Raw genomic sequence first — 20,032 nt, forward strand, 5'->3', positions numbered from 1 at the left:
GCCCGCGAAGACGGCGGGACATTCAATATTGATGTTGGCAGGCAGGACGCTTTCGCGGGCAAGCCTCGCTCCTACAGGTGGAATGCGTTTTCCTGTAGAAGCTCTTTTCAGGGTTTAACCCCTTCGTCGTCGGACTCAGGCTTCAACTCTTCCCACAACTCGGCAGCACCTGGAAACTCCGTGCCGTCCTCCGGGCTCATGTCGTCCGGGTCGTAACGACTCAAACAACCCTCGCCTAATGTGGCGGGTGCCTTGGAAGTGGCTTTGTCCAGTGGATCGGCCATGGTCAAAGTCCTCAGTGCAGAAACGGCGAAGGGCCTGAAGCGATTGAACGCTCAGGCCCTTCGAATTTCAACTGCGCGGTGGTTAGAACACGACAGTTTTATTGCCGTGCACCAGCACCCGGTCTTCCAGGTGATAACGCAAACCACGGGCCAGCACCATCTTCTCGACATCGCGGCCGAAGCGCACCATGTCTTCGATGCTGTCGCTGTGGCTGACGCGTACCACGTCTTGCTCGATGATCGGACCGGCGTCCAGTTCTTCGGTGACGTAGTGGCACGTGGCGCCAATCAACTTCACGCCACGCAGGGAAGCCTGGTGGTACGGCTTGGCCCCTACGAACGACGGCAGGAAGCTGTGGTGAATGTTAATGACCTTGTGGGCATATTCGCTGCACAACTCCGGCGGCAGAATCTGCATGTAACGGGCAAGTACTACCACTTCGGCATCGTGCTGTTTAACCAGCCGCGAAACTTCAGCAAAGGCAGGCTCTTTGTCCTGCGGATTGACCGGTACGTGGTAGTAAGGAATGCCGTGCCACTCGACCATGCTGCGCAAGTCATCATGGTTGGAAATCACGCAGGAAATTTCGCAGTCCAGTTCATCGCTGTGCCAGCGGTGCAACAAGTCCGCCAGGCAATGGGATTCACGGCTGGCCATCAACACCACGCGTTTTTTCTGCGCGGTATCGGTAATACGCCAGTTCATCGAGAACTCTTCGGCAATCGGCGCGAACGCTTCGCGAAAGGCTTCGAGGCCGAAAGGCAGCGAATCGGCACGAATTTCGTGACGCATGAAGAACCAGCCACTGAGATTATCCGAGTGATGGCTCGCTTCAGTGATCCAGCCGTTATGTGACGCCAGAAAGTTACTGACTTTAGCAACGATGCCGACGCGGTCCGGGCAAGCAATCACCAGCCGAAAAGTGCGCATGAGGGTCAAACTCCAGAACTTCGCAAAGGCCGCCATTCTAGCGACTGCGCAGCAAAACTGCAGTATTGATGACGCCTTGATCTACACGCCGTGCAGCACCGCAGTTTTTTGGCAGCGCCGCCAGCACGCGCGATGGTGTTCTTGCTGCCCATCTTCAAGAGATCAATTGTGAATATCTGTGTTGATTCCCCTGACAGTATTTAACAACACATCAAATTTGTGACGGACTCACCGCAACTAAATTAAATAAACTCCGGTTAAATGTTTACTTGATGAAACAGCCTGACTATTATTGCGGCACTGTCCCTGCCATCCCGCGACCTACATAAGGTAGTCCTCAATGTCCTTGATCAACGAATACCGCGCCACCGAAGAAGCTATCAAAGAGCTGCAAGCCCGTTTGAAGAATCTGTCCCAAGACGACAAACTGCAAACCGAGCTGGAATTCGAAGGCAAACTGCGCACCCTGATGGGTGAATACTCCAAATCCCTGCGTGACATCATCGCGCTGTTGGATCCAGAGTCCAAGACCAAAGCACCACGTGGCGGCGCAGTAAAAACTACCGGCACCAAGCGCGCTCGCAAAGTTAAACAATACAAAAACCCGCACAACGGCGAAGTCATCGAAACCAAAGGTGGCAACCACAAAACTCTGAAAGAGTGGAAAGCCAAGTGGGGCGGTGATGTGGTTGAAGGCTGGGCTACCCTGCTGGGCTAAGCCGCACGCCTGTCGCAGACCGGTTCTGTGACAAAAAAGAACGCCAGCTGATGCTGGCGTTTTTTTATGCCTGGCATTCAGGCGACTTCATTCGAATTCAAAGACTCAAACGTTTGCGTAATGCCTGGACATAATTCTGCCATTCATTGAGAACCTGTTGCTGAAACGGTGTAGCACTTATCGTCAATTGAGCCGTCGCCTGTGCAAAAGATTCGAGGGTATTAGGCGCCCCCCACTCAGGAGCAGACAAACGTTGCTGACAAAACATTCGCCAGCGTTCTTGCTCTTCGAAATTCAACGTATCGGGGAAGTTGCGTGCGCGATATCGAAACAATAATTCCGGTAGACGTTCATCATCGAACGGCCATTGTTGTTGCGCTAATTGCACAGGGTCAGAGGCCCGGACTTGCTCACATAGACGCCGGTCCCGATCACCGATAAATCCATCGTATAACTGTTGCTCCGGGTCCTGGCTCGCGGCGAAATCTTCGCTGGCATAAATCGCCATGACTTTATCTCGCCAAACTTGTTGTGCGTCACTTAGCCGCAGTGCCCGCGCCTGATATAGCACCATATCCAGCCCTAGCCGTTGCTGATCTTCAGGGCGAAGTACCGACAGCGGCGCCACCACCGGGCACTTATTGATATGAATGAGTTTGAGCGGCACCGGCAGCTCGCCTTCCGCCAGATCATCACGGCGGGTATACAAGCGCTGACGCAACGTCTCGGCATCCAGGTCGAGCAAGCCCTGGGGGTCCAGGTGCAGATCACAGACGATCAGTGCGTTCTTGTTTCGCGGGTGCCACGCCAGGGGCAACACCACGCCGACAAAACTGCGCGCCGCCGAGAATCGCCCGGAGATGTGCACCATCGGTTGCAACAGCCGAACCTGATCCATCACCTTTTGCTTACTGCGCAACTGGAACAGCCAGTCATATAGCTTCGGCTGCTTTTCCCGGACCAGACGGGCCAGGGCAATCGTCGCGCGTACGTCTGACAAGGCTTCGTGGGCATTGCCGTGATCGATGTTATTGGCGACCGTCAGGCGATCCAGCTTCAACGTCACCCGCCCTTCTTCGTCCGTGGGCCAGGCCAGGCCATCAGGGCGCAAGGCATAGGCGGCGCGCACCACATCGATCAGGTCCCAGCGACTGTTGCCGCCCTGCCACTCGCGGGCATACGGATCGAAAAAGTTTCGATACAGGCTGTAACGGGTCATCTCATCGTCAAAACGCAACGTGTTGTATCCGGCGCCACAGGTGCCGGGGGCCGCTAGTTGGGCATGCACCCGGGTCATGAAATCGGCTTCGCTCAAGCCTTGTTCGGCCAGACGACTCGGCGTGATACCGGTGATCGCGCACGCTGCCGGATGCGGCAGGATGTCGTCACTGGGCTGGCAATACAGATTGACCGGCTCGTCTATTTCATTGAGGTCGAAGTCGGTGCGAATCCCGGCGACTTGCAGCGGGCGGTCGCAACGGGGGTTGATGCCAGTGGTTTCATAGTCGTACCAGAAGATGGAGGTCACGGGCTATTCCTGAACTGAAGACCGGCGAAGTCTAGGCGCAGACCAGTCGCTGCGGCCAGTCATCTTGTCATTCAATCATTTGCGGCCTTGCATCGTGCAATACATAGTTATGTCGTTTTCACCCGAGAGGCTGCTAGCATCGGACAGACATTGAATCCCGATCCGGCCACATCACTCAGGTTGCCCATGCTCGAGACCACAGCACTGCCAAGGAAAGCGACGCTGTCTCCGCCTCTGGACACGCGGTATCAAGTCGAAACGCCCGAAGGTATCGACTTGCCGCTGCGTCCGGCCGGGTTGATGGTCCGTGCGCTGGCGTTCAGCATCGACCTTGGTTTGCGCGGGCTGATCCTTGGCCTGTTGTTTTTCGTCCTGGCGTTTCTCGGCAAGCTCGGTGCCGGGCTGGGCTCGATCCTGCTGTTCGGGATCAGTTGGTGGTACATGGTGCTGTTCGAAGTGTTCAACCAGGGCCGCTCGCCCGGCAAGCAGTGGATGGGCCTGCGGGTGGTGCAGGACGACGGCACGCCGGTTGGCTGGTCGGCCTCGCTGCTGCGCAACCTGCTGCGTTTTGTCGACCTGCTGCCGTTCGGCTACTTCCTAGGCGCCATCAGTTGCCTGCAACATCCCACCTTCAAACGCCTGGGCGACATTGCCGCCGGTACGCTGGTGATCTACAGCGAAAAATCGCTCACCCGCCCCGACCTGCCCGACGCCCAACCCCGGCGCCCGACTTTTGCCCTGACCCTCACCGAACAGCGCGCCGTCCTCGGTTTTGCCGAACGCCAGGGCGAGCTCTCCACGGCACGAGTGAATGAACTGGCGAGCATCCTCGCCCAACCGTTGCAGGTTCCGCCACCGCGAGCCGTGGCCGAACTCAATGGCATCGCGCGCGGCTTGTTGGGCCCCACATGAAGCAAAGCCTTTTCGAGAGTCGCCACAAGGCCGAATGGGAGCAATTCGCCCTCGTCCTCGACCGTCTGGAACGGGGCAAGGACGCCTCACGCATCGCCAGTTTCCCGAAAGACTATCGCCGCCTCTGTCACCATTTGGCCTTGGCCCGGGAGCGCGGTTACAGCAGTTTCCTGGTGGATTCGTTGCAGCATCAGGTGCTGCGCGGGCATCAACAGTTTTATCGGCATCGCAGCCGACTGGGGGCCAATGCGTTGGCGTTTATCCTGGCCGACTTCCCGCGCCTGGTGCGCCAACAGTGGCCCTTCGTGCTCGCCGCCGGGCTGATGTTTTTTGGCAGTCTGGTCGGCATGGGTTTGCTGGTGTATTTGTTCCCGGACCTGATCTACAACCTGATCCCGGCCGATCAGGTCAGCGAAATGCAAAGCATGTACGACCCGGTCGCCGGGCACCTTGGGCGTTCGGCCGAACGGGCGGCCAGCGAAGACTGGGTGATGTTCGGCTACTACATCATGCACAACATCGGTATTGCCTTTCAGACCTTCGCCAGCGGTTTGCTGTTTGGCCTGGGCAGCGCGTTTTTCCTGTTCTTCAACGGCTTGACCATCGGCGCAGTGGCTGGGCACCTGACTCACATCGGCTACGGCCAAACCTTCTGGTCATTCGTGATTGGCCACGGGGCTTTCGAGTTGAGCGCGATCGCCTTGTCCGGCGCCGCCGGTTTGCAATTGGGCTGGGCCTTGATTGCACCGGGGCGCCTGTCCCGGGCCGAAGCGTTGCGCTTCGCCGCGCGCAAAAGCGTGCTGCTGATTTGCGGGGTGATGCTGTTTCTGCTGATTGCGGCGTTTATCGAAGCCTACTGGTCGTCCATGACCGCGCCGACACCGCTGACCAAATACCTGGTCGGTGCCGGGCTCTGGATTCTGATGGCGCTGTATCTGCTGTTGGCCGGACGGACTCGCCATGCGCCTGAGTGACGCCACGGTAGTGATTCGCCCACGCAATAGCTGGGAAGCCATGGACCTGGGCGTGCTGCTGACGCAACGGCATCGTCGGCTGTTGATGACCAGTTGGGCCATCGTGACCTTGCCGGTATTCATCCTGCTCAGCCTGCTGCTGTGGGATTCGCCGTCCCTGGCGGTGTTCATTTTCTGGTGGCTCAAACCGGCGTTCGAACGGCTGCCGTTGTACATCCTGTCGAAAACCCTGTTCGGTGAAACGCCAACGCTCAAACAAGCGCTGCGCGAATGGCCACGACTGCTCAAGCCGCAACTGTTGGCCAGCCTGACCTGGCGCCGCCTTAGCCTGAGCCGCAGTTTCCTGATGCCGGTGGTGCAACTCGAAGGCCTGGATGGCGCGGCCCGCCAACAGCGCTTGCGCGTGCTGCTGCAACGCAACGCTGGCGCCGCGCAGTGGCTGACGATCATCGGCGTGCATCTGGAAAGCGCCTTGTGGATCGGCATGATGGTGCTGTTCTACCTGCTGCTGCCGCAACAGATCGAACTCGACTGGGATTGGCAGACCCTCATCGCCGCCACTACTCACGATTGGCGCTGGCTGGAACACCTGACCAACGCCTTCTACGCGTTGGTGCTGGTGGTGTGGGAACCGATCTACGTGGCCTGCGGCTTCAGCCTCTACCTGAACCGGCGCACAGTGCTGGAAGCCTGGGACATCGAACTGGTATTCCGCCGGATGCGCCAGCGTCTGGGCAGCGCGGCGGTCGCCTTGTTACTGGCGGTGCTGGTGATGATGCCAACGACGCAAAGCGTGTGGGCCGCCGAGCCGGTGATTTCGCCGGACACGCCACGCCTGCTGGACCAGCCCCTGACCAGTCAGGCGTCCCGGGACAGCATCAAGGCGATCCTTGAGCAGCCGCCGTTCAAGAACAAGGAATCCGTCACCCGTTATCGTTTTGGCGAAGACAAACCCGCCACTCAGGCCAAAGCGGACGATGGCACCACGCCCGAATGGTTGAAGGCGCTGCTGCGGCTGCTGGATAACCCTCGCTTCGGTGCCTTGGCGACGCTGATCGAAGTGTTGCTGTGGGGCGCCGTGATCGCGGCCATCGGATTATTGATCTGGCGCTACCGTGACTGGTTGCAAGCGTTTGTCAGCCGCCGACCAACCCGGCGCCACAAGATGGAACGCCCGGCGCCGAAGCAATTGTTCGGGCTGGACGTGCATCACGAAACCCTGCCCGCCGATGTCGCCGCCAGTGCCGAAGCGCTCTGGCAGACCAACCCTCGCGAAGCCCTCGGCCTGCTATATCGGGCGCTGCTGAGTCGTTTGCTGCATGACTTCAATCTGCCCTTGAAAGACGCCGACACCGAAGGCCAGGTGCTGGAACGCATCGGGCAACTGCAGCAACCGGCGTTGCTGGCCTTCAGTCAAACCCTGACCCGCCACTGGCAGAACCTGGCCTACGGGCATCGCCTGCCGCCAGCACAGTTGCAACAGGAACTCTGTGACGGCTGGCGTACGCTGTTCAATCCGGGAGCCGCCCGTTGAACCGGCGTGGGTGGCAGGTCCTCGGCGCGGTGTTCGCGGTGCTGTTCGGCGCGTTGTGCTTTTATCTGTACCTCAAGGCCACGCCTTATCAGGAGATCGTCGATCACGGCCCCTCCCCCGAAGCCCGGGCCAATCCCTATCTGGCGGCGGAGCAATTTCTGCGCAAACAGGGAGTCGCGGTCACGCACGCGAACAGCCTCGACGTGCTGCCCGGTATCGATCCGCGCCAGCACAGCCTGTTGCTGTTCGGCGACCGCTCGAACATGACCCCGCGCCAGATCGATCAGGTCCTGAACTGGACCCGCGCCGGCGGGCGCCTGGTATTCGTCGCCGAGTCGTTGTGGGATGAGAAAACCGCCCAGAGCAATGACCTGTTGCTCGACCGGGTGCAGTTGCATCAATCCCTGAGCAAAGACCTCAAGGACCTCCCCCCCGACCCAGAACCCGATCCTTATCCGAACCTGACCAAGCTCTACCTGGAAGACGAAGACGCGCCGGCCTACGTCAGTTTCGACACCGCGTTCCATCTCGAAGACCCGAAGAACCTCGCACAGGCCTGGGCCAACAGTGGCAAGGCCACGCACATGATGCAACTGAACCACGGGCTCGGTTCGATCACCGTGGTCACCGACGCCGACCTGTGGAAAACCCCGGCCATCGAGCAATACGATAATGCCTGGTTGCTCTGGTACTTGAACGCCGACACCAGCGTGACGCTGCTTTACAACACCGATCACGATTCGCTGCTGACCTTGCTGCTGCGGTATTTCCCCCAGGCGCTGGTCGCCCTCGCCGCGCTGATCGGCCTCGCTTGCTGGCACGTCGGCGTGCGCCATGGCCCGTTGCTGCAACCGGCCCCGCGAGCCCGTCGCCAACTTCAGGAACACCTGCGCGCCAGCGCCGATTTCATGCTGCGCCACCATGGGCAGGACAGCCTGTTGCACGGTTTGCAGCAAGACATCTTGCGCCGTGCCCGCCGCCGTCATCCCGGTTTCGAACACTTGGCGGTTGCCGAACAATGGCTGGTGCTCGCGCGCCTGACCCGGCAACCCACCCGCGCCATCAGCCAGGCCCTGAGCCCGCGCCCGAAACAGCGGCTGTCCAGCGCTGAGTTCAGCCGTCAGGTCGCCCACCTGCAAACCTTGAGGAATGCCTTATGAGTGACATCGAGCCCGGCACACCTAACCACGCCGCCCAGCAACGCCAGCGCGCCAGTCAATTGGCCCAGGCGGTGCGCAGCGAATTGCAGAAAGCCGTGATCGGCCAGGACATCGTGATCGATAACGTGCTCACCGCGCTGATTGCCGGCGGTCATGTGTTGCTCGAAGGCGTGCCGGGATTGGGCAAGACCTTGCTGGTGCGGGCACTGGCGCGCTGCTTCGGGGGCGAGTTCGCGCGCATCCAGTTCACCCCGGACCTGATGCCCAGCGACGTCACCGGGCATGCGGTGTACGACCTGCAGACCGAGCAGTTCAAACTGCGCAAAGGTCCGCTGTTCACCAACCTGTTGCTGGCCGACGAGATCAACCGCGCACCGGCGAAAACTCAAGCCGCGCTACTTGAAGCGATGCAGGAACGCCAGGTCACCCTCGAAGGCCGGGCGCTGCCGATCGCGCAACCGTTCATGGTGCTCGCCACGCAAAACCCGATCGAACAGGAAGGCACTTACCCCCTGCCGGAAGCCGAGCTGGATCGCTTCATGCTAAAGGTGCGTATGGACTACCCCGACGCCGAGCAGGAGCTGGACATGGTGCGCCAGGTCACCCGCTCGACCCGCGCCGACATGCTTGATGTGCAACCGCTGCGCACCGTGCTGCAAGCCAAGGACGTGATGGCGTTGCAACGGATCGCCAGTGACTTGCCCCTCGACGAACAGGTGCTCGACTACGCCATCCGCCTGGCCCGCGCCACGCGCACCTGGCCCGGCCTGACCCTCGGCGCCGGGCCACGGGCCTCGATTGCGCTGGTGCGTTGCGCCCGGGCGCGAGCGTTATTGCGCGGTGGCGAGTTCGTGATTCCGGATGACATCAAGGGCTGTGCGCTGGCGGTGTTGCGCCATCGCGTACGGATTGCGCCGGAGCTGGACATCGAAGGGCTGGACGTCGATCAGGTGCTCGGCCAGATGCTGGACCAAGTCATGGCGCCGAGGGTGTGAATGTCTTGATCAATATTCGCGCGTTGGGAAGAAAAGATCGCAGCCTTCGGCAGCTCCTACAGGTGTTGCGCCTTTACTCAATCGGTGTAGGAGCTGCCGCAGGCTGCGATCTTTTAAACAGACAGCGCGGTGCCAAATAATGAAACCCTCACGCCTGCTGCTGATCTGGCTCACAGTGCTGCTCGCCCTTGGCATCGCACTGGGAACATTGCGGGCGCTCGACATTACGATGCCGAAAAACCTGCAATCTATCAGTTGGGCGTTGTTGCTGGCGCTGCTGGTACTGGCGGTCTACGACGCCATCCGTCTCAAGCGCCTGCCTTCGCCGCGCCTCAAACGGTTAATGCCCGGCAGTCTGGCGCTTGGTCGCTGGGGCGAAGTGCAGTTAGAGCTTGAGCATGATTTTGCCCAGCCGCTGAACGTGAACATCTTCGATCACGCCCCCGACGGCCTGAGCGTCGAACACCTGCCACAAGCCGTCGAACTGCAACCCGGCCAACGCAGCCTGCTCCGCTATCGCCTGCGGCCCCTGCGCCGTGGGCACTTCGCCTTCGAGCATTGCGAAATCAACCTGCCGAGCCCACTGGGCCTGTGGTCCGACAAACGCTCGCTGACCGCGACCGACACCACCCGCGTCTACCCGGACTTCGCCCGCCTCTATGGCGGCCAGTTGCTAGCGGTGGACAACTGGCTGAGCCAGCTCGGCGTGCGCCAACGCCAGCGCCGTGGCCTGGGGCTGGAGTTTCATCAGTTGCGCGAATTCCGCGAAGGCGACAGCCTGCGCCAGATCGACTGGAAAGCCACCGCCCGCCAGCGCACGCCGATTGCCCGGGAGTACCAGGACGAACGCGACCAGCAGATCATTTTCATGCTCGATTGCGGCCGACGGATGCGCAGCCAGGATGGCGAACTCAGCCATTTCGACCATGCGCTGAATGCCTGCCTGCTGCTCAGTTACGTCGCCTTGCGCCAGGGCGATGCAGTGGGCCTGAGTACTTTTGCCTGTGATCAACCGCGCTACCTCGCCCCGGTCAAAGGCCCAGGCCAGCTCAAGGTCTTGCTCAACGGTGTTTACGACCTCGACAACACCCAGCGCCCCGCCGACTATCAGGCCGCCGTCAGCCAGTTGCTCGCCCGGCAGAAGCGCCGGTCGCTGGTGGTGCTGGTCACCAACCTGCGCGATGAAGATGACGATGAACTGCTCAACGCCGTGCAAGGCCTGGGTCAACAGCACCGGGTGATGGTAGCCAGCCTGCGCGAAGACACCCTCGACGAACTGCGCCAAGCGCCGGTGCAGACCTTGCCCGAGGCGTTGATGTATTGCGGCACGGTGGATTACTTGAATGCACGGGCCGAACTGCATGAGCGCCTGAAGACTCAAGGGGTTCCCGTGGTCGATGCCACCACCGACGAATTAGGTCCTGCACTGGTGACTCGCTACCTGGAGTGGAAAAAGGCCGGGATGTTTTAGTGTCGGGTGAAAGCGCCCTTCGGATGGGCAAGAACGCTTTCACCGCTGTGACTCACCCGGCGGGATACCGATTATGTAGCGTGAACCCGGCAGACTCGTCTTCTGCGTGATAGACGTAACACCAACCATTGCTGTCAGTTGAGGCGGTATACGGTTCCTTGCCAGTAATGTGCACCGTCACCGGCACGCTCACGACATTGCCCGTGAATTCAGAGGCCACGCAAATCCCCGTCCTCCAACGCCCACCGGCACCGCCAATTTCTCGAGGACCATCGCGGTCGATAACTTTGACTTTGTAATCTCCCAACGACAGGTTGTAGTCCGAGGAGACGAGCGCGTTGAAAACCAGTCGCAAGGAAAAACTGCCATCTCGTGTGCTGTTGACGCAATTAAACTCCCACGTAAGGCCTTGCTCCCCAAGGAATCGAGGAGCTTCAACGCTCGGTGTAGTAACAATACCCAGTCCGTAGCCCGAGTCCCCCTGCCAGGTCATGCTTATATTTCTGTTCAACATCGGGCTACCAAGCTTGGCTTTTAACGTAAGGGTATGCTTCGCGCCATGACATAGATAAGCCGCCCCCTTCCCGAACCCCGTGACAACGCCATCGAAAAAAACCTCCACTTCATTGGCGAGGTCCTTGGAGATGACGCGTATCGGCAACTGCCTGTCAGGCAGCTTGGGACTGCTGAGCTTCAATCCATAAAAACCGCTGAACTCCGTGTCTGGCTCAATCCACCAAACCATACCGGCGTGATCCACAGGAACAAGCGTTCCCAAGGGCGGCCTGGCCGTAAAGTCAGAATTTTCGGTACCAGGTAAGGTCTGCAGAGTAACGGTGGTCGTACCGATGAGAGGGCTGCCGGGTTTTGTTAGAACGTAGATGAGCAGCATTGAGCCATACGAAACAACAATATCTTCTCTCAGATCCAGCCGTTTGCCATCAATGAGCAGATCAAACTCCCGCGCCCACACATCGTTCTCAACCGCCGTCAGCATGAAGGGTTGCACCACCGCCACGCCGGCATTCTCGGCGCTCATATCCGCCCAGACGGTATGTTCACCCGCAGTAGCCGGACGATAACGATAGCGGGTCCAGCCGTCCGCTTCCGTGAGGGTGGTTGCCAGAACGTCCTGTTCATCCAGATACCAGCGCACTTCAAGTCCACCGACACCCAACCCGGTATCCGCAGACACTGCCCGCACCCGCAGCCATACACCTTCCTCGTTACTCACCACCGGCTGCCCGATCACAGGGCCTGCCTCCGCGAACTCGAAAGTAGATGCACTGACCTTGAAAGGCACTGCCGGCACCGTCCACCCTGATTCCTCTGCCCCATATTGTTGCTGGACTTCCAGGGTGTAAGTGATGCCCGGCGGCAAACGGAATGAGGGGCGAGACGTCCAGTTCCTGCTCCCGTTGACGGGCACTCTGTCGGACCCCTTCTCCACCCCGTCCTGTTTCACCCTGATATTTACCTGCGCGTTCACAACCCCACTTCCCGAAAACCAGAGCACGGGATTGACGGTGCTGTCCCTTTGTGGCCGCACGATGGTTGGCACCGAGACCGGGGTTCTGATAACAGTGAAGGGATGTTCCTCGCCCCAAACGGATGACTGGCCTCGGAGCGTCTGCATCGCCTGGAGTGAGTTCGGCCCAAGCGACAGGTGTGCCTTGACCACGAATGCCCAGTACCCATCAGCGTCGGCCGGGCCGTGAAACAGCTGCTCCTGGCTACCCACATGACGCACCGTTACATCGGCAAAAGGTTCGCTTGCGCCGCTGATCTGCGGGCTGGATGAGCTGTTCGAACCCGCCACGGGAACCTCGAAAAAGGGCGGCTTCAGACTCACTTCGACACTGAAGGAGCACAGATCGCTCGGGGCAGAGGTTATGTTTTGAAGGGTCTGTACAACCTTGACCTGATGCTCCCCCTCCGCCCAGGATGGATCGGGGGTAAAGTCGCGCTGCGCCCCACTCCCGGTAAAACTACCCGTCACCTCATTGTTGTCATCATCGAGCATCTTCAGCGTGACAGCGTCCGAATAAATGCCCATCACCGTGAGCGGCTGACTCGCCTCTATCGGGGCACCCGGCGGCTCAATTCCAGGCTTGGGCGGCCTTACTTTCAACGTCACCACATCGCTGGGGTCGGAGGGCACGCCGCCGACCGTTTGCACGACCTTCACCGTCTGCTCGCCCGGTGGTGTCCAGGCTGCGGCCGGTGTGAAGATGCGAGTGGCACCCGTTCCCGTAAAGTCGCCGAGCACCGTCCCGCCGGCCCCCGTCTGCATGGTCAAAGTGACGGTGCCCGCGGCTACACCTGTGATCGTCAGCACTTGGCGCCCTTCGATGGGCTGAGGAACCGGGGTGATGGCGGGTTTGGACGGTTTTACTTTCAACGTCACCAGATCGCTGGGGTCCGACGACACGCCGCCGACCGTTTGCACGACCTTGACCGTCTGCTCGCCCGGTGGTGTCCAGGCTGCGGCCGGTGTGAAGGTGCGAGTGGCACCCGTTCCCGTAAAGTCGCCGAGCACCGTCCCACCGGCATCTGTCAGCATCGTCAAAGTGACGGTGCCCGCGGCTACGCCTGTGATCGTCAGCACTTGGCGCCCTTCGATGGGCTGAGGAATCGGGGTGATGACGGGTTTGGACGGTTTTACTTTCAACGTCACCAGATCGCTGGGGTCCGACGACACGCCGCCCACCGTTTGCACGACCTTGACCGTCTGCTCGCCCGGTGGCGTCCAGGCTGCGGCCGGTGTGAAGGTGCGAGTGGCACCCGTTCCCGTAAAGTCGCCGAGCACCGTCCCACCGGCATCTGTCAGCATCGTCAAAGTGACGGTGCCCGCGGCTACGCCTGTGATCGTCAGCACTTGGCGCCCTTCGATGGGCTGAGGAATCGGGGTGATGACGGGTTTGGACGGTTTTACTTTCAACGTCACCAGATCGCTGGGGTCCGACGACACGCCGCCCACCGTTTGCACGACCTTGACCGTCTGCTCGCCCGGTGGCGTCCAGGCTGCGGCCGGTGTGAAGGTGCGAGTGGCACCCGTTCCCGTAAAGTCGCCGAGCACCGTCCCACCGGCCCCCGTCTGCATGGTCAAAGTGACGGTGCCCGCGGCTACGCCTGTGATCGTCAGCACTTGGCGCCCTTCGATGGGCTGAGGAACCGGGGTGATGGCGGGTTTGGACGGTTTTACTTTCAACGTCACCAGATCGCTGGGGTCCGACGACACGCCGCCCACCGTTTGCACGACCTTGACCGTCTGCTCGCCCGGTGGCGTCCAGGCTGCGGCCGGTGTGAAGGTGCGAGTGGCACCCGTTCCCGTAAAGTCGCCGAGCACCGTCCCACCGGCCCCCGTCTGCATGGTCAAAGTGACGGTGCCCGCGGCTAGGCCTGTGATCGTCAGCACTTGGCGCCCTTCGATGGGCTGAGGAACCGGGGTGATGACGGGTTTGGACGGTTTTACTCTCAACGTCACCAAATCACTGGGGTCCGAAGACACTCCGTCAGTCGTTTGCACGACCTTGACCGTCTGCTCGCCCGGAGGCCAAGCCTCAGTGGGCGTAAAGGTGTAATTGCCACCCGATGCCAAGCTAAAGGTCCCATCTATTCTTACCCCCGCGCCTGTCAACATCGTCAAGTTGGCGACCCCCATCTGCGCCCCGGTAATCGTCAGTGCATGACGTCCCTCTACCGGCTGGGTAACCGGAATGATGGCTGGTTTGGGCGGCTTTACTTTCAACGTCACCACATCGCCGGGGTCCGAAGGTACACCGCCAACCGTTTGCACGACCTTGACCCTCTTCTCTCCCGGTGGCGTCCAGACCGCGCTCGGTGTGAAAGTGCGCGACGTTCCATTTCCCGTCTAGGTGCCGGCTACTGTCCCGCCTGCGTCTGTCAGCATCGTCAAGGTGACGGTGCCCGCGGCTACGCCTGTGATGGTCAGCGCATGACGCCCTTCGATGGACTGAGAAATCGGGGTGATGGTTGGCTTGGGTGGTTTCACTTTCAGCGTGACAAGTTCGCTGGAATCCGAGGGCACCCCGCCCACCGTTTGCACCACTTTGAACGTCTGCTCGCCCGGTGGAGCCCAGGCTGCGGCCGGTGTGAAGGTGCGAGTGGCACCCGTTCCCGTAAAGTCGCCGAGCACCGTCCCGCCGGCCCCCGTAAGCATCGTCAAGGTGACAGGGCCTTGCTCCACTGCCCTTATCGTCAGCGTTTGACGCCCTTCTATTGGCTGAGTAATCGGGGTGATGACTGGCCTCATCGGTCTCACTTTCAGCGTGACCAACGCGCTAGGGGGTGAAGCTATCCCATTGACCAACTGCACCACCTTGAACTTCTGCTGACCTGGTGGCGTCCAGCCGGCCGTCGGTGTGAAGATGCGCGTCGCGCCGCTGGCACTGAATACACCGGCGATGGCCTCACCGACTTCGCTCTGCATCGTCAGTGTGACCGTGCCCGTCGCCACGCCTGTGATTGTCAGGGCTTGACGCCATTCGAGTGGCTCGGCTATCGGAGTGATAGCGGGTGGATTGACTATCCGGACTAAGATGCTTTGCCAAGGGTCGGGACCATTGTCTACATCAAATATGAACTTGAAATAGAGTTCCCCCAAGCGCAGCGGCGAACCTACCGATCCCCCGCCATCTATGTCATGCCATTTGCCGTCCTGCACCGCACTATCAGTTAATAACCTCTCCCAGCTCTGCCCTGACGTACCCCGCACAGCGAATGTAATGTCACCGCCACTTCTTCCGTTATTCGCCGCCCTGTATTGCCTTGCGTACCCATAGAGAACCGTACCGTCCCCCGCCCACCAATACTCAACTTTTAATGAAGCCGAAAAATAATGCGGGTCATCGAACGTGAGTATTCTCGAATACACAGTGCCCGACAAAATGGCCCGCTCGTATTCAGCAGTAGCGAGGGTATTGGTTGAAGAAACATCCTCCAAAACCTCGCGACTGTCCTCAGTGCCGGTATCGGTTTCATTTTCCATAATTATCACCTGTGAACTATAAGCACCAAATTCCCCGCCACAGGGGTAATTGATTTATTTACTGGGTGGCTTAGGCCCACAGTTAAGGCCACTCATCTCGCCTTGCCTACCTGTAATAACTGACAGTTCCGACGATCGGTCCTACGGACTTTTCCTACGCTTTTTGAGGCCTACGAAGTCTTGCGCCATTGCCTACAAGTCCGCCAGAATCGGCCGGCTTGTGCACTTTTGGCCTGCCCCGTAACTTGATCCGTGTCGCTGATTGGCAGCGATCGGGTTTAGTCGCCCGGGAGGTGATGTGAAAGTGCACTTGCTCCAGACGGTCGGGATGTTCCTATCCCCCATCCTGAACGTTATGGTGGCTGTGCACAGGGCGCCCTCGGGCGCGCCGGTTTTTTCACATTCCTCCCGGTCGACTAACCTGTGTACAGCCGCCACCCTAATTCGTTTAGTCGCGAGTCAGTTGGCAGCTCCTTTTTCAGGAATGTTGACGATGTTCAAAGCCACACCCAATCCGCCGAAAACGGACTCGTTTTCGGCCACCCTCGATGCAAAGAAATTCCGCGAGGCTGCCGACCGCGCCCTCGACCACTACCTCAAACCCAATTCTCACCACTTGTACGCGCCAAAGGATCGAGCCATGCAGATGTTCACCGTCTCCCCAAAAGCCAATCCCCAGGCCATTACCATCCAGACCTACGAAACCTTTTCTTCGGTCAACATCCTGCTGCTCGACCTGGCCGAAAGCCTGGAAGACAAGCCACGGCACCTGGCGATGGCGATTTATCAGCTGAGTGAGATGGGGTTGTTGCTGGTGGAGAAGACGCTTGCGAGTGAGCCGGCGGTGAGCGTGACTTAAAGCAAGATCAAAAGATCACAGCCTTCGGCAGCTCCTACACAGACCGTGTTCACCACAATAGGGTGGAAAACACCGATCCTGTAGGAGCTGCCGCAGGCTGCGATCTTTTGCTGTTCAGGCCGAAGCTGGCAACGGCTGAAAACTGAAGTACTGCCTTAACGCACTCACCAGTTGCCCATACTCCGGCGGTGCCCGTTGCAGGCTGAACCCGGCGTCATAGTGGTGAGGGGTCGCGTCTTCATGGCACCACAAACAACGAGCCCGCAAGTCGATGACCTGCATGCAGCCATCACCGGCGGGAATTTTCAGGCGCAAGTCGAAGTCAGCGCCAATCATCATCGGCAACTGGCTGATGAGCATCATCCCGTCTTCTGAAACATTGCCCAGAAAACCAATGGGTTTGTCGGTGACGCTGTTGAACACTTTCAGAAAATACGGCAGTTGATGCCGCTCAATCCGGCGGTCGGTAAACATGCTGAATTCGCTACGCAAGGCTCTTAAGCAGAGCCGCACTAATGCTTCGGAACGGGCCTTCTGCTCTTTCATACAGGCAGGATGGGCACGCTCTCCCCGCTTCCGGTGTGACAGTCCATGCAAATCGCTGCCACTTCTACCGCTGCCAGTCGCAGGTGTTGCGTCGGTCTGGAGCAAGGCTCCAACACCGATTTATTCGACTATAGCTGAACCTATACAGCCAGGCAGACTTTGTATGAGATCTATCATCAGAAGCGAGTCGGCCGCACCACCGCTGCTGCGCTACGAGTCGGATAGTGGCCCAGCGACTCCAAAGTCTCCAGCCGCGCACGGGCACGGTAGGCGTATTCACTTTGCGGGTACGACGCGATGATGTACTGGTAGGTCTGGGCCGCGTCGATAAACAGCTTCTGCCGTTCCAGGCACTGGCCGCGCATCATCGACACTTCCGGTCGCACATAAGGCCGGGCACGGCTGGCGCGATCGACCTTGGACAGTTCGAGCATCACCTGCTCGCAATTGCCTCGGTCATAGGCGCTGTAGGCGTTATTCAAATGATGGTTCATCGACCAACGGGTGCAGCCCGTGACACTGAGGGCACCAAGGGCAAGGACGGCAATGAGCACGAATCGCATGGGGGTTCTCCTGTCTTGAGCTCTGTATCGACCCGTTGGCGGAAATCTTCAGGAATGTTCGTTTAAAGAAAGAAACGAATAAGTAGTGCACATGAACAATGACTACAACCAGAGAGCATAGTAGCCTCACTCAGCGCTTGAACTCAGGAGTCTATGCATGTCCGTCCGTCGCACCAAAATCGTCGCTACCCTTGGCCCGGCCAGTAACTCGCCGGAAGTTCTCGAACAGCTGATTCTGGCTGGCCTGGACGTCGCCCGCCTGAACTTCTCCCACGGCACCCCCGACGAGCACAAGGCTCGCGCGAAGCTGGTGCGTGACCTCGCCGCCAAGCACGGCCGCTTCGTTGCCCTGCTGGGCGACCTGCAAGGCCCGAAAATCCGTATCGCCAAATTCGCCGGCAAGAAGATCGAGCTGAAGATCGGTGATCAGTTCACCTTCTCCACCAGCCATCCGCTGACCGAAGGCAACCAGCAAGTGGTCGGCATCGACTACCCGGACCTGGTCAAGGACTGCGGCGTAGGCGACGAGCTGCTGCTCGACGACGGCCGCGTGGTGATGCGCGTCGATACCGCCACCGCCACCGAACTGAATTGCACCGTGCTGATCGGCGGTCCGCTGTCGGACCACAAAGGCATCAACCGTCGCGGCGGTGGCCTGACCGCTCCAGCCCTGACTGAAAAAGACAAAGCCGACATCAAGCTCGCCGCCGAGATGGAAGTCGACTACCTCGCCGTGTCCTTCCCGCGTGACGCCGCCGACATGGAATACGCCCGTCAACTGCGCGACGAGGCCGGCGGTACTGCCTGGCTGGTGGCGAAGATCGAACGCGCCGAAGCCGTGGCCGACGACGACACCCTCGATGCGCTGATCAAGGCCTCCGACGCGGTGATGGTTGCCCGTGGTGACCTGGGCGTGGAAATCGGCGATGCCGAGCTGGTGGGCATCCAGAAGAAAATCATTCTGCACGCACGCCGCCACAACAAGGCTGTGATCGTCGCGACCCAGATGATGGAGTCGATGATCCAGAACCCGATGCCGACCCGCGCCGAAGTGTCCGACGTGGCCAACGCCGTGCTCGACTACACCGACGCCGTGATGCTCTCGGCCGAAAGTGCTGCCGGCCTGTACCCGTTGGAAGCCGTGCAAGCGATGGCGCGTATCTGCGTCGGCGCTGAAAAGCACCCGACCAGCAAGACCTCCAGCCACCGCATCGGCAAGGTCTTCGAAAGCTGCGACCAGTCCATCGCCCTCGCGGCCATGTACACCGCCAACCACTTCCCGGGCGTGAAGGCGATCATCGCCTTGACCGAAAGTGGCTACACGCCGCTGATCATGTCGCGCATCCGTTCCTCGGTGCCGATCTATGCGTTCTCCCCGCACCGCGAAACCCAGGCCCGCGCGGCCATGTTCCGTGGCGTCTACACCGTACCGTTCGACCCGGCATCGCTGCCGCCTGAGCAAGTCAGCCAGGCCGCAGTGGACGAGTTGCTCAAGCGCGGCGTAGTCGAGCAAGGCGACTGGGTCATCCTGACCAAGGGCGACAGCTACCACACCATCGGCGGCACCAACGGGATGAAAATCCTGCACGTTGGCGATCCGATGGTCTGAGTGACCGGTTGCTGAAAGTCAAAAGCCCCGCCATGTGAATGGCGGGGCTTTTGTATTTTCAAGATCAAAAGATCGCAGCCTTCGGCAGCTCCTACACGGATCGCGTTGGGCACAGCATTGCCTTTGTAGGAGCTGCCGAAGGCTGCGATCTTTTCTGGCTCACCGCACAATCAATGCCGGTTGATAAACCCCGACAACGCCGCCATCGCTTCCGGCGAGCGCAGCCGTTGGGTGAACAGCGCGCCCTCCTCCTCGATCACCTTGCGGATCAATGCCCGATCCGGGGCTTTCATCAATTGCTTGCTGATGCGCACCGCTTCGGTCGGCAACGCTTCAAACTTCAACGCCATCTCCCGCGCCTTGGCCAGTGCCGCTTCGCCACTGCCCAACGCTTCGGTGGCAATCCCCCACGCCGCTGCTTGTTCCCCCGTGAACCCTTCGCCGAGTAACAGCAATTCCGCGGCTTTGGCTTGGCCGAGCAATCGCGGCAGGATCAGGCTGGAGCCAAACTCCGGGCATAACCCGAGGTTGACGAATGGCATGCGCAACCGTGCATCGCGGCTGACGTAGACCAGATCGCAATGCAGCAACAACGTTGTGCCAATGCCCACCGCCGCGCCGGCCACGGCCGCGATCACCGGTTTGCTGAATTCGAGCAGGTTGAGCATGAAGTGAAACACCGGGCTGTCGAGGCTGCTCGGTGGTTGCTGGATGAAGTCGGCGATGTCGTTGCCGGCGGTGAAGCATTCGCTGCTGCCAGTGATCAGCACGGCATTGATTTCCGGGTCGCTGTCCGCCTGTTTCAGCGCTTCGGCCAAGCGGCTGTACATCGCGCGGGTCAGGGCGTTTTTCTTGTCCGGGCGATTGAGGCGCAACGTCAGCAGACCGCGCTCGCGTTCAAGTTGGATGGCTTCGGTCATGGGCACTCTCGCGTGGT

At 59.9% G+C, this 20,032-nt stretch carries 17 protein-coding genes; 9 read left to right on the forward strand and 8 right to left on the reverse strand.

The window, feature by feature from the left end; genetic code table 11:
• Positions 1-107: 107 nt before the first annotated feature.
• Together LOY68_RS25030 and purU are read right to left on the reverse strand one after the other, a co-directional pair.
• Positions 108-284, reverse strand: coding sequence for a hypothetical protein (locus LOY68_RS25030; RefSeq protein WP_265040532.1), 177 nt, complete (start codon positions 282-284; stop codon positions 108-110).
• Positions 285-366: 82 nt separating this feature from the next.
• Positions 367-1,215 (reverse strand): formyltetrahydrofolate deformylase, encoded by an 849-nt coding sequence (gene purU / locus LOY68_RS25035; protein WP_054045042.1) that lies wholly within the window; start codon positions 1,213-1,215, stop codon positions 367-369.
• A gap of 340 nt (positions 1,216-1,555) precedes the next feature.
• Here purU and mvaT point away from each other — a divergent pair, with 340 nt between their 5' ends.
• On the forward strand, positions 1,556-1,933 hold the full coding sequence (gene mvaT / locus LOY68_RS25040) for a histone-like nucleoid-structuring protein MvaT (RefSeq protein WP_007933316.1): 378 nt from the start codon (positions 1,556-1,558) through the stop codon (positions 1,931-1,933).
• Positions 1,934-2,030: 97 nt separating this feature from the next.
• Here the strand turns inward: mvaT and sbcB are convergent, their stop codons facing one another.
• Entirely contained in the window at positions 2,031-3,461 is a 1,431-nt protein-coding gene (sbcB, locus tag LOY68_RS25045; RefSeq protein ID WP_265040539.1) for an exodeoxyribonuclease I, read from the reverse strand.
• Positions 3,462-3,647: 186 nt separating this feature from the next.
• On the opposite strand from sbcB, the gene LOY68_RS25050 reads away from it, so the two are divergent.
• The 6 genes from LOY68_RS25050 to LOY68_RS25075 all read left to right on the forward strand — a co-directional run bounded on the left by LOY68_RS25050 (position 3,648) and on the right by LOY68_RS25075 (position 10,507).
• A complete protein-coding gene (locus LOY68_RS25050; protein ID WP_265040541.1) occupies positions 3,648-4,373 on the forward strand; it encodes an RDD family protein in 726 nt (241 codons plus the stop codon).
• Positions 4,370-5,347: a stage II sporulation protein M gene (locus tag LOY68_RS25055; RefSeq protein WP_265040543.1), complete on the forward strand. Its 978-nt coding sequence runs from the start codon at positions 4,370-4,372 to the stop codon at positions 5,345-5,347. The genes LOY68_RS25050 and LOY68_RS25055 overlap by 4 nt, the downstream gene beginning before the upstream one ends.
• Positions 5,334-6,881 (forward strand): DUF4129 domain-containing protein, encoded by a 1,548-nt coding sequence (locus LOY68_RS25060; RefSeq protein ID WP_265040545.1) that lies wholly within the window; start codon positions 5,334-5,336, stop codon positions 6,879-6,881. Before LOY68_RS25055 ends, LOY68_RS25060 begins: the two co-directional genes overlap by 14 nt.
• Positions 6,878-8,041 (forward strand): DUF4350 domain-containing protein, encoded by a 1,164-nt coding sequence (locus LOY68_RS25065; protein WP_265040547.1) that lies wholly within the window; start codon positions 6,878-6,880, stop codon positions 8,039-8,041. The genes LOY68_RS25060 and LOY68_RS25065 overlap by 4 nt, the downstream gene beginning before the upstream one ends.
• Positions 8,038-9,036, forward strand: a complete 999-nt coding sequence (locus LOY68_RS25070; RefSeq protein ID WP_163912516.1) for an AAA family ATPase — start codon at positions 8,038-8,040, stop codon at positions 9,034-9,036. Before LOY68_RS25065 ends, LOY68_RS25070 begins: the two co-directional genes overlap by 4 nt.
• A 139-nt stretch (positions 9,037-9,175) precedes the next feature.
• Complete coding sequence (locus tag LOY68_RS25075) at positions 9,176-10,507, forward strand: DUF58 domain-containing protein (protein WP_265040549.1); 1,332 nt, start codon at positions 9,176-9,178, stop codon at positions 10,505-10,507.
• Positions 10,508-10,559: 52 nt separating this feature from the next.
• On the opposite strand, the gene LOY68_RS25080 is transcribed toward LOY68_RS25075, so the two are convergent.
• Both LOY68_RS25080 and LOY68_RS25085 read right to left on the reverse strand, forming a co-directional pair.
• Positions 10,560-14,306, reverse strand: coding sequence for a hypothetical protein (locus LOY68_RS25080; RefSeq protein ID WP_265040551.1), 3,747 nt, complete (start codon positions 14,304-14,306; stop codon positions 10,560-10,562).
• A gap of 75 nt (positions 14,307-14,381) precedes the next feature.
• On the reverse strand, positions 14,382-15,518 hold the full coding sequence (locus LOY68_RS25085; RefSeq protein WP_265040553.1) for a hypothetical protein: 1,137 nt from the start codon (positions 15,516-15,518) through the stop codon (positions 14,382-14,384).
• Between the two features lie 493 nt (positions 15,519-16,011).
• Here LOY68_RS25085 and LOY68_RS25090 point away from each other — a divergent pair, with 493 nt between their 5' ends.
• Positions 16,012-16,377, forward strand: coding sequence for a DUF6124 family protein (locus LOY68_RS25090; RefSeq protein ID WP_163912510.1), 366 nt, complete (start codon positions 16,012-16,014; stop codon positions 16,375-16,377).
• A gap of 114 nt (positions 16,378-16,491) precedes the next feature.
• Here LOY68_RS25090 and LOY68_RS25095 read toward each other — a convergent pair whose 3' ends face one another.
• Entirely contained in the window at positions 16,492-16,851 is a 360-nt protein-coding gene (locus tag LOY68_RS25095) for a PilZ domain-containing protein (RefSeq protein ID WP_163912508.1), read from the reverse strand.
• A 248-nt stretch (positions 16,852-17,099) separates the two neighbouring features.
• Complete coding sequence (locus LOY68_RS25100) at positions 17,100-17,486, reverse strand: tetratricopeptide repeat protein (RefSeq protein ID WP_265040554.1); 387 nt, start codon at positions 17,484-17,486, stop codon at positions 17,100-17,102.
• Positions 17,487-17,643: 157 nt separating this feature from the next.
• Between LOY68_RS25100 and pyk the strand changes: the two genes are divergently transcribed.
• On the forward strand, positions 17,644-19,095 hold the full coding sequence (pyk, locus tag LOY68_RS25105) for a pyruvate kinase (protein ID WP_054045066.1): 1,452 nt from the start codon (positions 17,644-17,646) through the stop codon (positions 19,093-19,095).
• Positions 19,096-19,265: 170 nt separating this feature from the next.
• Here the strand turns inward: pyk and LOY68_RS25110 are convergent, their stop codons facing one another.
• On the reverse strand, positions 19,266-20,015 hold the full coding sequence (locus LOY68_RS25110; RefSeq protein ID WP_265040556.1) for an enoyl-CoA hydratase-related protein: 750 nt from the start codon (positions 20,013-20,015) through the stop codon (positions 19,266-19,268).
• Positions 20,016-20,032 lie beyond the last annotated feature (17 nt).

This window comes from Pseudomonas sp. B21-053, assembly GCF_026016365.1.
Lineage (GTDB): Bacteria > Pseudomonadota > Gammaproteobacteria > Pseudomonadales > Pseudomonadaceae > Aquipseudomonas > Aquipseudomonas nunensis.

Coding starts and splice junctions, on each gene's coding strand:
- LOY68_RS25050 (WP_265040541.1), top strand. CDS start 3,648: ATGCTCGAGACCACAGCACTGCCAAGGAAAGCGACGCTGTCTCCGCCT.
- LOY68_RS25060 (WP_265040545.1), top strand. CDS start 5,334: ATGCGCCTGAGTGACGCCACGGTAGTGATTCGCCCACGCAATAGCTGG.
- LOY68_RS25070 (WP_163912516.1), top strand. CDS start 8,038: ATGAGTGACATCGAGCCCGGCACACCTAACCACGCCGCCCAGCAACGC.
- purU (WP_054045042.1), bottom strand. CDS start 1,215: ATGCGCACTTTTCGGCTGGTGATTGCTTGCCCGGACCGCGTCGGCATC.
- LOY68_RS25090 (WP_163912510.1), top strand. CDS start 16,012: ATGTTCAAAGCCACACCCAATCCGCCGAAAACGGACTCGTTTTCGGCC.
- mvaT (WP_007933316.1), top strand. CDS start 1,556: ATGTCCTTGATCAACGAATACCGCGCCACCGAAGAAGCTATCAAAGAG.
- pyk (WP_054045066.1), top strand. CDS start 17,644: ATGTCCGTCCGTCGCACCAAAATCGTCGCTACCCTTGGCCCGGCCAGT.
- LOY68_RS25075 (WP_265040549.1), top strand. CDS start 9,176: ATGAAACCCTCACGCCTGCTGCTGATCTGGCTCACAGTGCTGCTCGCC.
- LOY68_RS25110 (WP_265040556.1), bottom strand. CDS start 20,015: ATGACCGAAGCCATCCAACTTGAACGCGAGCGCGGTCTGCTGACGTTG.
- LOY68_RS25030 (WP_265040532.1), bottom strand. CDS start 284: ATGGCCGATCCACTGGACAAAGCCACTTCCAAGGCACCCGCCACATTA.
- LOY68_RS25085 (WP_265040553.1), bottom strand. CDS start 15,518: ATGGAAAATGAAACCGATACCGGCACTGAGGACAGTCGCGAGGTTTTG.
- LOY68_RS25100 (WP_265040554.1), bottom strand. CDS start 17,486: ATGCGATTCGTGCTCATTGCCGTCCTTGCCCTTGGTGCCCTCAGTGTC.
- LOY68_RS25055 (WP_265040543.1), top strand. CDS start 4,370: ATGAAGCAAAGCCTTTTCGAGAGTCGCCACAAGGCCGAATGGGAGCAA.
- LOY68_RS25095 (WP_163912508.1), bottom strand. CDS start 16,851: ATGTTTACCGACCGCCGGATTGAGCGGCATCAACTGCCGTATTTTCTG.